Source organism: Peptoanaerobacter stomatis, assembly GCF_000238115.1.
GTDB classification, from domain to species: Bacteria; Bacillota; Clostridia; order Peptostreptococcales; family Filifactoraceae; genus Peptoanaerobacter; species Peptoanaerobacter stomatis.
Genome location: NZ_JH414559.1, coordinates 48898 through 61977, shown reverse-complemented (window position 1 = coordinate 61977; position 13080 = coordinate 48898). Strand labels below are relative to the sequence as shown.

At 31.2% G+C, this 13080-nt stretch carries 5 protein-coding genes; 4 read left to right on the top strand and 1 reads right to left on the bottom strand.

Features of this window, described 5'->3' with window-relative positions; genetic code table 11:
• Positions 1–78 precede the first annotated feature (78 nt).
• Complete coding sequence (locus HMPREF9629_RS08520; RefSeq protein ID WP_009525992.1) at positions 79–906, bottom strand: hypothetical protein; 828 nt, start codon at positions 904–906, stop codon at positions 79–81.
• Positions 907–1271: 365 nt separating this feature from the next.
• Here HMPREF9629_RS08520 and HMPREF9629_RS08515 point away from each other — a divergent pair, with 365 nt between their 5' ends.
• The 4 genes from HMPREF9629_RS08515 (at position 1272) to cptIN (ending at position 12873) form a co-directional block, all read left to right on the top strand.
• Positions 1272–7559, top strand: coding sequence for an IPT/TIG domain-containing protein (locus HMPREF9629_RS08515; RefSeq protein WP_009525991.1), 6288 nt, complete (start codon positions 1272–1274; stop codon positions 7557–7559).
• Complete coding sequence (locus HMPREF9629_RS08510; protein WP_009525990.1) at positions 7537–10386, top strand: hypothetical protein; 2850 nt, start codon at positions 7537–7539, stop codon at positions 10384–10386. The genes HMPREF9629_RS08515 and HMPREF9629_RS08510 overlap by 23 nt, the downstream gene beginning before the upstream one ends.
• Positions 10387–10469: 83 nt before the next feature.
• Positions 10470–12122, top strand: coding sequence for an S-layer homology domain-containing protein (locus HMPREF9629_RS08505; protein WP_009525989.1), 1653 nt, complete (start codon positions 10470–10472; stop codon positions 12120–12122).
• Positions 12123–12261: 139 nt separating this feature from the next.
• Positions 12262–12873 (top strand): type III toxin-antitoxin system CptIN family toxin, encoded by a 612-nt coding sequence (gene cptIN, locus HMPREF9629_RS08500; RefSeq protein ID WP_242822038.1) that lies wholly within the window; start codon positions 12262–12264, stop codon positions 12871–12873.
• The last annotated feature ends 207 nt before the right edge of the window (positions 12874–13080 follow it).

Below are 13080 nucleotides of genomic sequence, written 5' to 3'. Positions count from 1 at the left end.
TATTTTTATATAAAATTTCCCTCGCTATGATGCGAGGGGAGGGTTGAAAAAGACTAAACTGACAAGTGCTTATATTTGTTATCTTGAAAGGTTTCCTCTAAGCCTGTCATCTTTGTAATCAAAAGAACCTAATTGTTTGCTGTTGTTTGATTCATCATATATCGTGAAGTAAACATTTACGTTTTTGAACGGATCTTTTCTTGTTATTTCCTTACCTACATCTTCAAGAAGACGTGTCAATTGTCTGTCATTATCTTTTAATGCCGTTATATCATCATTGGAAAGTCCTTTTATATATACTTCCGCTTCAAAATCTCTTTTGTATCTGAAACTGTAGCTTACATTAAAGTCTTTTCTGTTTATGGTAATTCTGTCGTAGTCTCTGTCTCTGCTTATATCAGATTGTAAATCATATACTTTGTTTTTTATATCTCTGTCATCTGAAGACGGAGTTGATCTGCTGTCAGATTTTTTCTTCAAATCGCTGTTTTCATCTGTAAGTTTTTTTACATTTTCTTCAAGCTCTTTTATTTTTACATCTTTTTGAGCTATTTGAGTAGCAAGCTCATTTAATTTTTGCTCATAATAAGCACTCTTATCTTCCGCAGCTTGTGCAGGCATAACTCTAAGTTCGGCAGGCATACCGGCATTTTGAGGTATCCATTGTACATTGGCAATACCAAGATCGCTCAAAGTGGATATAGGCACATATACTCTTGAATTGGCTATAAAAGGTTTCTTAGTTATGTCGCTTATATATTGAACTATACTGTTAACCTTAAAAGTAAAAGTATCATAATATGCTTGTTGAGTTATCGGCACACTTGCGGCATATGAAGAATTGAAAGAAGTTAAGCCTATCAACAATCCGCAAAGAGCGACATTTTTTAAAAATTTGAATTTCATAAATTACCTCCTGCTGTATTATATAATTTTACAAATTGTTATTTATAAATATTTATTTTTAAATTTTCACAAAAAATATAAATAAAATAACAATTGGAATTTAATTTAGTAATCATTATACTATTTTTTTGTTGCATTTGAATTACAAAGATATTACAATAGATTAAAAAGGATATCATTTTTTTAATAAAATGATATAAAATTACGATAAAAATTAAGTGAAACATATAAATTATTTTTTATATTTATGATATAATAAATAATATAGTTTTTCATATTATTCGGCAAATAAAATTGATTTAAGCATAAAATATTAAAACATATTATTTTGTTTTGCAAAATACAGATTTTAAGGGGGAAAAGTTTTGATTAAATTTAAGAGATGTTTAGCGTTTATACTATCATTTATATTGGTATTTACGCTGATACCTAAAGAAGTTTTTGAAGTATTTGCAGCACCTGTGAACATAACAATTAAAAGTTTCGACTACATTCAGACAAATGATTCCGGAAATACCAGTGTCAGAGTGGTAATAAAAGGAACCAATTTTTTACAAATGCTAAGTGGAACAAAAGAAGAAAGTGTAATAAAAGATATACTTATTGGCTCCGGTTCAGAGCCTAAATCATTAATGCAGGGACTTGCAGTAACTCAAGGAGTAAAAGTAAATGTTACAGATTCTTTAATAACCATAGTTGCACCTAAAGAGGGAGATTTTGCAACTTTAAATATAGATACGAACGCAAAAAATACTATAACAATTAATACAAAATCATTACCCACAAACTCTTATGAATTTGATGTGCAAATAAATAATTTGCCTTCAATGTCCGGAAGTTTGGATAATAAAAGAAACTATGTTGGACAAAAGCTCACTATAAAAGGAAAGAATTTTAATGGAGTGGTAAATACTGTAATTGCAGGCGCATCACATCAGGCGACAACGGGTGAAATGCAGGTAGATGCGTCAGGAAATACAATAACTATAGATAAATTAATAAAAGGTACACTTAATAAAGATGAAAAAATACAATTTATAAAAGTTGATACAACATCCAATACAACAGGAACTATAAAACCGGCTATACAATTTACGGCGGAATATCTTAATAAAATACTTGTTTTTGAAAAATTGGTAGGTATGGACAATCTTGAAGTATTGCCGTCAGAAGGTCCTCACTCTACACCGAGCAAGATAACTGTAAGAGCAAGAGACGCTTCAGGCAATTTGCTTAAAAGAATATTTAACTCAAATAATGAATTATATTTGAGAAGAGAAGTTAACGGTAAGGAAGAAAATTTAAAATTAACGGATGTAAAACTCGTATATGAAGACCCCGAAAATACCTCAAGTGATGTAGTGGCTATAGAAGGATGGACACCTACAGGTACAAGACCTGCTCCGTCTGTATGGGATTTGGTTGTTAAAGATAAAGGAAATGTTTCATCAGAAGGTGTAAAAGCAAGAGCATTTACATTCAGTACATCCAATCCTGCACCGCAGATAACAGGTATATCCCCTGCAGAAGGTCCTGATACAGGTGGAACTGATGTATTGATAACAGGTAAAAATCTTTTAAATGTAAATACACCGGGGATAAAAATACCTAACAATTTTAGACTGTTACCCGGAGGAAATGCCACAGTAGAAGATAATGATACACTTGTTGTAGGATATTCAGTACCGGGAGGAACCAATCTTAAATATGGAGATAAAATAGTATCAGGTGTAAAAAGAAAAATAAAGGTGAGAATAGCATCAATGACAAATGCCAACTCCGGACAGATATTCACTCCTACACAAACTCCGGGACCTGGAGTTGCTCAAGGAGGTATAGAATATGGGAAATATCACTTCTTGGCAGGAAACGGAACTGACGGTTTGGTAGTTACAACTACAAATGCCTCTACCGGAGGGCCGCAAGATGTAATATTGGAAATGGATACTATATTTACTTTTGATGACGGAAGTGAAATAACCGTTCCTGAAGCGGCAAGATATAAATCGTTCACATATAACGAAAAAAATCCTACGCCGGTAGTTGATAAAGTTGAGCTTGAATATGGTTTTTTCAATGACAGTGGCGAAGAAGACGAACCTCCTGTTGGTGGTACAGATGGAGTTAAACCATTGATGTTAAGGATAACAGGGGATAAATTAGAAGCATATAAAGGTGCGGACGGAAAGATGAAATTTCCTGAAGTGAAATTCGTATTGCCTGATAACACAGTTTTACCTGTAACATCGTCTACAGCAGATGATGATACAAAAGTACTTGATGATAAAGGCAATCCTATAGACGGTATATATAATAAAGTAGGTAAGACATTAGTTGTATCTATAATACCGCCTGCAAACGGAAAATATGATTTGAGACAATTAATCGGAAGCTCACAGGAACAACCCGGAGGATATAAAAATTTAGAAGGTATAATACAAGTAACGAATCCATCAGGAAATCATAACACTACAAATGCGACAGGATCAAAATTTCAATTCAGAAGACCTGTTGAAACTTCATATACGGATGTAAACAGCAAACAACCGGTTATAACACAGATAACATCAAATGGAGCTCCCCTTAAGAAACTTCCGTCAGATGCTGAAACAACAATAGAAATAAGAGTAAAAGCAGTTGCAGGAATATCAGACGCAAAAAAATTAATAGTTACCGTAGACGGTTTGGACATATCCAAGAATATAAAATCAACAAAGTTGGACGGTGAAGAAACAGTAATATCAGTAACTGTTCCTAAAGGTTTTGTAGGAAAATCAAGATTGCAAGTGATAATTCCGGAAGGTCTTATGGACTCATATCAAATAATTTTTGATAATGTAAGAGGTCCTGAAATAAAAAAACTTATACCTGAAGAAGGGGATAAAGGGACAATAGTAGTTATAAAAAGAGATGATCAAGCCAATGAAGTCAGCTTTAAGCCTCCTGTAGAAACTTCTTCTAACGAAGCGGAAAGAATAGGCTCAAAAGTATTATGGAACGGTATTGATATAAATGAAATCTTCAACGGATATACTAAAGACGGTGCTGGAAAAGTGGTATATCAGCAAAGTGATACCTTTAAAAATTTTAAACAATCAGATAAAGATGTACCGGCAGAATTGGTAAATTTACCAGGTAAATATGTGTATGTTGTAGATGCGAATACTATATATTTAAAAATACCGCAAGATGATGCTTTGAAAGAAGGGGAATACAACATACAGATAAAAAATCCGGATGGCAGCGAGAGCAGTATAGCAAAAGTATTTAAAATAGTAGATACAATAGATAAGACAAAAATAGGAACGATAAGCCCGAATGTAGATGATATTAAAGGCGGAATAATAACCACTATAACAGCAGGAATAAAAGACGGAATACAAACCAACTTTAAAGGCGGGGTAGACGTATATATAGGCTCACAAAAAGCGGAAGTTATAGGCTATGACATAGACAACAAAGAAGTTTATGTTAAAGTTCCTCCATTAAAAGATTTTGAATTTCCAAAATCATTATCGGATAAAGTAGGCTCATACACAGTACCTGTTACAATACAAAATAAAGTAAACAAATCAACAGATACGATAAATGACGGATTTATATACTTAAATCCAAATTACAAAGTGGAAATAACACAAGTTTATAATGAAAAATATTCTACAGATCCTAAAAATGCAAATGCAAATAAAGGTGTAGAAGGAGAGTATATAATATTAAGGGGTAGTAACTTCAGATTGGAAACTGATCCGAACGGAAATTTCGTATTGCCTAAAGTGATGTTCGGCTATAAATTGGCGGAAACACCGGTAGCTTTCGGTGCAAAGAACTTAAAACCGGACGGCTCACCGCAAACAGACGCACAAGGCAGAGCCGAGCTTGAATGGATAAAAGTAAAGGTGCCTAAACAGCCTACGATAGGTATAAACTCTGACGGTTCGGTAGATCTGTTGGTGCAAAATCCTGACGGAGCAAAAGCAATAAAAGAAAAAGGCTTTATATATAATAAAAATAATCCGAGTATAAACGAAAAAGCTTCAATATTGCAGGCATCAAGATTTCACGATACTATAACAGTTGTAGCAAAAGAAATTAATAAAGAAGGGCTTGTAATAGCATTTGGAAATAAAAAATATGAAAAAGAATTAAGTTCTACTGAAATGCAGATAGAAACAACTAAAGAAGTAGAAAAAATAGTAGTAAAATATATACCTAATACAAACCAAAACATAGAAATATATTACAAGAAACCTGACGGTACATTGGTGCTTATGACGGATACACAAGGCACAACAGGCGGTAAAGCAAGATTAGGGGCAATAGGAGACAAGATTGTAGTAGGGCTTAATTGGAAAAATCCTGCATATCACTCAACCGAGATAACTAAGAATCCGGAGCTTATATCTCAGCTCAATACGGAATATATGGAAATATATGCAGAAAATAAAGCACCTAATATAAATACTTTGATAGTAAGAAGAGGACTTGGGAAATTAGCGAATTTCAAACAGGATTCTACAAGCGGAGATTCACAGCTTACAATAGAAACACCGTATAACGACAAATCGGAAAAAACTACCATCACGCTTATAAATGCTGACGGATCATCAGCAACAGCACCGTTTATATTCCATGGAGGTCTTAACGGTCCTGAAATTACAGATATAGACGGAAGTAAAGACAGAGATGTTACAATAGAAGGAAAAACCGTAAAATCAAAAGTGTATACAAGCGATTATACATCAGATACCGAGATAACTGTAACAGGTAAAAATTTTAAAGATATAGAAAAAGTGTTAGTAGGGAATAAAGAAGCGGAAGTTATAAGCGTCTCATCAGATTATACAAAATTGAAGATAAAAGTACCACAAGGCAGTATAGATGATGTAGGAAAGCCGTTACCTATAACGGTAGTCACAAAAGAAGGTACAGGATACTCAAATAAAGCAAATCCTCCGGTTTATTTTATGTATATACAGGCAGGATCTAAACCTGTAATAGAAAGTGTAACTCCGAAAAAAGGACCTCAAACCGGAGGTACAAAAGTGACTATAACAGGTACTAATTTCAAAGATATAGACGAATTCGGTACAAAAGGAGATATAGAAGTATATTTTGCAGGAGTAAAAGGAAAAGTATCAAAGATATTAAAAAATGAGAAGGGTGAAATAGCAGGTTTAGAAGCCATTACACCGGCAGTCAATATGATAGATGACAAATCAACAGTTGTTGTAAAAAACGCTGATGAAGGTAAATCTGAAGGCATTGAGTTTAAGTATATTTCACAACCTATTATTGAAAAAATGGAAGGTAATTTTAAATTCTTTGCAGAAAAAGGAGAAGATAACGATGATGTGACAGTCACCGTAATCGGTAAAAACTTTTATAAACCTTCAAAAGTAATGATAGGCAGTAAGATAATAAAAGTAGATAAAAATAAAGACAACAAAGAAAATGAATTGATGCTCGGAGTAAAATCTGACGGTTCAAACCAATATGTAGAACTTGAAAAAGATAAAGATGGTAAAGTAAAAGGCTTGGAAATATCAGTTGGAAAAGATAATTCAAGCTCATCAAATAACGGTAACAATAAGACCGATAAAAATAAAAACAGTACAACATCATTTACAATAACTGTTCCACAAATAACATTTGAACAAATGGAAAGTATGGTATCAAAAAATATAGTAGTGATAAATGAAGATGGCGGTATATCACCTGAGGTTCCGGCGGATATTAAACTTCCTGTTCCACAAGCTCCTGTAGTTATAGCTACTCCCGGATATGGAAATACAGTAGGCTTATCTTGGAATTTGAAAAAGGATGATAGAAATAAAGCTACAAGATTTGAGATATATGCAAAAGAGTACGGAAGTTCAAACGATTATGCTCATGTTGGAGATTTACCTGCAAATGCAGACGCATCAGACTTGAAATATACTTTTACTGTAAAAGATTTGAAACCGGATACCAATTATCAATTCAAAGTAAGAGTTATGAATAAATTCGGCGAGGCTGAAGACTTCGGATATGCAACAGTAAGAACACTGAAAAAAGAAGATGATTACAAAAATAATGAAAAAGAAAAAGAACTTGAAAGAGCAAATACACAAGTAAGACAGGAAGGTACAAAAATTGTAGCAGGAGATACTCTCAAATATACAGTAGGAACAAAAGAAAATGTAATAGATTTGAGCAGTTATCAAAATGTTGCAAAAAAAGAGATAAGAATATCAGCATCACAGATAAAATTAGCTCCAAACGCAAACATACAGATAGTAGATAAAAATATGAGACTTGCAGTGCCGTTTAAAGCTTTTTCATTAAATCAGGTTACTTCTGCAAGTGATAATGCAGTAGTTGTAATAAAATTGCAAAATAATGACAACAAGCTAAACACATATGTAAGCAAAGTCATACCGAAAAATAAAAAGAGAATAACACAAGTCCACAAGATAGATTTTGAATTGGAAGAACCTAAAAAAACAGTTCCAATTAAATTTACAAATGCACCGTTAAACATGACACTTATACCGAGCAAACAAACAGGTGCAAGCACACTTGCAAAATATAATGAAAAATCAAATTCATTAGAGCAATATGCAGATTCCGGTGTAACACAAGGAGGATATTATGTACTACTTGGAAATAAATAAAGCGAAGACCTTAAAAGGTCTTTGCCTTTTCATAACGGCACTTATTATGATTGCAAGCTCAATATTGAATATCTATGCAGAACAGCCTATTTCATACGGTAATTATCCTGTATTAAGAGGTACTACAAATCCGCAAGAAATACAAGAGGATAATAAGATAACTGATGCAGGTAGAAATTTAAGACAAATGGTATTGGCATCAAGATTAAAAGCATTTAAACCGCAAAACAATAAAATATATCCAAGCAGACAATTGACAAATCTTGATACAATAATTGCACTTACTGCACTTTCAGGCACTGATAAAGATATAACGAACACCGATAATTTACAAGAAACGTATAAAGCAAAAGCGATAGAACAAGGCTTTATAACTGAAGAAGAATTAAGCAAAAAGGAAAATGAAAAATTTTTTGAAAACAAGACAACAATGCGTCAACTCAACAATTATTTTTCAAAAATTATGAACAAAGAGATAAAATATGCTTCGCCTACAAATAAAATTGCAACAAGATTAGATTTGGCGAATATGATTTATGACAACAAGCAAGATTTATTAAATAAAGAAAATATATCAATATATTCAGGTCAAGTGTTAAGTAAATCTCAGATAGTGGAAGATGGCAAGAATAAATCGTTGATAACGGTTAAACTTGACAGAAATATAGTAATAAAAAAAGATTCTCAAGATACAAAAAGAAATTCTAATAATAAAAATAATTCCAATACTGTTGAAAAACCTGAATATGCAGAAAATCAGGTTGATAAGATAGTGGATGACAACAGTTATGATTCCACAGTTGTATCATATTTGAATATAATAAGTCAAAAAGATATACCTATACTTACACCGTCAGGATTTACAACAGACGTAAATAACATATGGGAACAAAGTCAGATAAACATTTATGCAAAAAACAACAATATAATATATGTAGAGCAGTTTAATGTGCCGACATCTGAAGTTGTAGGCGTTTTTGAAAGTATAATGAAAGAAGATAAACAGCTTTTATCTGACGATTCATCTGAAAAAGATGACAAAGTAGCTGAAAATACAACCGATATAATCAAAATAAAGGATTATGATAATAAAGCACATTTGTATAAACTACATCCTAATGTTAAAATTTTACAAGTAAATGGAGAGATAGGAGATAATATAAGTGTAGAAAAACCTGTAGACAAAGACCAACTCAGCTATGGTCAAGATGTCAGCCTTACAGTTAGAAACGGAGTAGTTACGTTTATAAAAGGTTATGTTCCTGTAGAAGAAGAACTCAATTCATATGTACCTCCTGAATCACAACTAAGCAGTGGAATTGTTTTGGATGTGAATGACAGCAGTATAACACTTACCAATAATAAGACATACAGTATAAGTTCAGATACACTTATAATGAAAAATGGAGAAATAACTGATTATAGACAAATAAAAGATGGAGATAGATTAAAGTTCTTTTTTGATGATATATATTCAAATATACCTTCAAAAATAGAAATAGAAGGCAATCAAAGGCAGGCAGACAGAATAATAAAAGCAAAAGTAGGACCGTATTCGACAGCTTCAAAATCAATCACATTGAAAGATACAAAAGAATTACAAAATGGACAATGGGTAGATACAAAGGAAGATGCAAAAGCATATGAAAATGTAAAAATAAGAGGAAATATATATGCCAATTCTGCAAAAGTGAATAACAAACTGAAAAATTACAATAATCAGGAGATATATGCAGTTTTAGCAAAAAATCAAGGTATACCTACAATAGAGCAAGGAAAGATAAGATTAGGAGATTCTCTAAAATTTGACAGCAGTATTACCAATATAGATTATTCACAAAATACTTTACAGATAGATGGAAATCTTGTAAAATTTGATGATTCAACAATAATAATAAAAGACGGCAATATTGTAAAAAGTGGAAATTTAGAAAAGAATATAAACAGCAATATAGAAACCAATCTTTTGAAAACTGCTCAGATAATAGTGCAAACAGGAGCAACTCTTAATATAGATAAATCCGAGAACTATCCATACAAAATATACAGAGGAACTTTAAGAGATGTGTTTGATTATTCAGTATTATTAGGCAATGACATAGAAAACGGACGAAAAGTTAATCACTACTTTATGTGGCAAGGCGGAGTTTGGAACAGATTATCAGAAGGAAAGACTACACCGAGGATAAACTTTACAGAGCAAACTCAAGTATATGACTTTGACAACAACAAAGCACTTACAATAGATGAAATAAGACAAAAACAATACGCTCTTAATGCTTTCGGAATAAGACCTGATTATTTTAACAGACAAGTCTATGTTGTAACAAAAGATGATGTAGCGGTATCCATAAATTTCATAAAAACTCAAGGTTATGTTCAAGTAAATTCACAAAACTTGATAGTGGCAAAAGGAGTTGGAGAGTACACATCATCAGATAATAACAATAACAATGGAAATAACGCCAACAATAACAATAACAGTAATAATAATGCCAATAATAACAATAATAATCAGAAAAAAGAGTCTATAAAACCTGTGCTCATTAAAAATATATATGAATACAATTCAAACACAAACAGATTACAGCCGGTAGCTCCAATAACGACTACAGACACTGCAACACAACAAATAAAGAAAACTCCTGTCAGAAAATTGATAAATGTTCAAAAAGCGGTTGTAATTTATAATGGAAAAGCAATAATGAAGACATCTCCGGATACATTAAAAGATAAAAATTTGACAATAATATTTAAGCAAAATAGGGATAAAAAAATAACAAACAATATTGAAGAACTGGATGCAATAGTGGTTATAGCAGAATAATTAAAATGTTAAATAGACAATATGATAATTTATTTTACCATATTGTCTATTATAAAAACAGGAATATAAAAGAGGAATATATAATGAAAAAATCAAAAATATTTTTATTGTATAGTATTTCATTTTTTATTATGAGTACCAATATATCAAATGCAATAGGTATATATGATGCCGGTATTTATAAAAAGACAAATAACGAAGCCAAGACATATCAATATGAAGAAGTAACTTTTGTAACAGGAAAACCTGTAATTTTAAAAGGTACACTTACAAGGACAAAAATAGATAAGGAAAAAGAAAATGATACATTAAAAAAAGAGATAGAAAAATCTAAAAAATCAACTCAAAAAAATAACAAACAAAAAGAAACATCAAAAAGCGACCCCATTCCACAAGTAACAAATGAAGTGCCCATAACCTACAAAGGTACGAAAATAAATGAGAAATATACACTTTCAGGCGAAGGCATAACCTTGACAAGAGATTTAACTATATCCCCTGTAAACGAATATTATAGAGGTCAGATAGTACAAACTGAAGAAATAAGTAAAATAAAAGAAACAATAACAACAAGCGGACAAACATATAATTTGGATTCGAATTTATCTGAAATTTCAGAATCCATAGTTATAGATAAAAAACCGGCAATAGATTATTATGCGGGGAATTCCAACTTCTATAAAGTATATACTACAGGTACGGGAAATACAAATACAGGTAAAAAACTTATAATACAAATGGACGGAAAATCATCAGGCTATGACGAGTTTTGGGGTTCAACAGAAACAAAAATAATGAACTATACTATTACAACCGAGCAAGAAGCTGCAACAAACAATAATAACAGAAGCAACAATACAAATAATAACAACAATAATAATGGAAACAATAATACAAATAATAACAATAATACAAACACAGTAGTAAACGGAACATATACAGTAAAAACATCACAAAATACAATAAAAGACCTTATATACTCAGAAAATGATCCTAAAAAAATATCATTTAGAGGAGGATATATAATAACATCTCAAAATAATGCTGCTATGGAATACACTTACGATATAAACGGCATAACAGGTAAAGGTCAAAGTGAAAATGAAAATCTTCCGGAAATACAAAGGCTCTTTGCACCGGTTTTAACAGATGTACAAGGACATTATGCAGAAGAGGCGATAAAAATAATTACATCTATGAACGGATTTGATATGGCAAAAAAAGTATTTTTACCCAATGCACCGATATCGCGAGATGAATTCGCAAGAGCTGTTGTAGTTACATCAGGAATATACAATCCTAATGCCAAAAAGACAACATCGATGCTTAAAGAAGAACTATTTTCAGATATGAAAAAATCGGATGTAAATTATGACTATGTAAAAAAAGCGGTAGACAGTAAAATAATGATAGGAAGAGATGACAATAAATTTGAACCTAAAAATCCGCTTACAAGAGCAGAAGCTGTAAGAATACTTACAAATTCTTTAGGATTAGAATCTTTAATACCTAATGGTAAATATAACACAGGTTTTGAAGATGAAAGCCAGATACCGCCTTGGGCATTTGAATCTGCATATATAGCTCAAGATATAGGATTGATAGAAAAAGGAGGAGCATTCAGACCTAATGAGTCTCTTACAAAAGCAGACGCAAGCGAATTACTGTTAAGATATATTAATTATATGACAGGTGATTTAAAAGAAGATTATATGCAAAGAATACTTAATTATTAATAATAAGTATATGTTTATTAAAAAAATATAAATTTAAAAAAATGTACAAAGTGAAAATTTGACAAAATAATAATCTGATAATATAATATATAAAAGAAAGTGAATTAATTCATTCTTTTCAAATATGTACCACTTACCGATGGCGTGGGATATAAGATATTCGGTGTGCAGATATGTACCACTTACCGATGGCGTGGGATATAAGATATTCGGTGTGCAAATGGTTTACCCTCACAATGTATTTTGTGAGGGTGTTTTTTTTGAAGGAAGAGAATATATTATGAAATTGGAACAAGGCTATTCATATCATATAAAAAATGAATTTTTCGAATTAATAAATGATAAAAATTTGATGAGCAATAAAGAAAATAGTAATTACAGACCACATTATTGTGCATTGAAAGACAGTAAAAATCAACAACTTTATTGGATGATACCTATCAGTTCAAAAGTTGATAAATATAAAAATATCATTGAGAAAAAAATAGAAAAATATGGTAGTTGTGATACTATATGTTTGGGTTATTTTGCAGGTGACGAAAGAGCGTACTTATTGCAGAACGCATTTCCTATCAAAGAAGAATATATAGATCATATTCATACAGTAAATAATATGCCTATAAGAATACATAAGCAATTGGAAGAAAAACTTGAAAGTATGTTAAATAAACTTATAAGTTTAAAAAATAAGGGAATAAATATGTTTTTTACCGATATAGATATAATACGAAAAAAGATAGAAGAAATATAGTTTTTCATAAAAAATATTAACAAATTAATATATTTTCTATTATATAATTTGTTAATATTCGATTTTAAAAATTAAATCATATTTATAATAATATCAGTTTAATTAATGAATAAAATTATGTTAAGTTTTTTGATTTAAGTACATCCAATTTTAGTCAGCTAATAAATTCTTATACTATTTTCTAATAAAATAATGGATAACTTGTAT

Bases quoted from the DNA above. Each gene is read 5' to 3' on its own strand.
- HMPREF9629_RS08520 (WP_009525992.1), bottom strand. From the start codon at position 906: ATGAAATTCAAATTTTTAAAAAATGTCGCTCTTTGCGGATTGTTGATA.
- HMPREF9629_RS08510 (WP_009525990.1), top strand. From the start codon at position 7,537: ATGTACTACTTGGAAATAAATAAAGCGAAGACCTTAAAAGGTCTTTGC.
- HMPREF9629_RS08505 (WP_009525989.1), top strand. From the start codon at position 10,470: ATGAAAAAATCAAAAATATTTTTATTGTATAGTATTTCATTTTTTATT.
- cptIN (WP_242822038.1), top strand. From the start codon at position 12,262: ATGGCGTGGGATATAAGATATTCGGTGTGCAGATATGTACCACTTACC.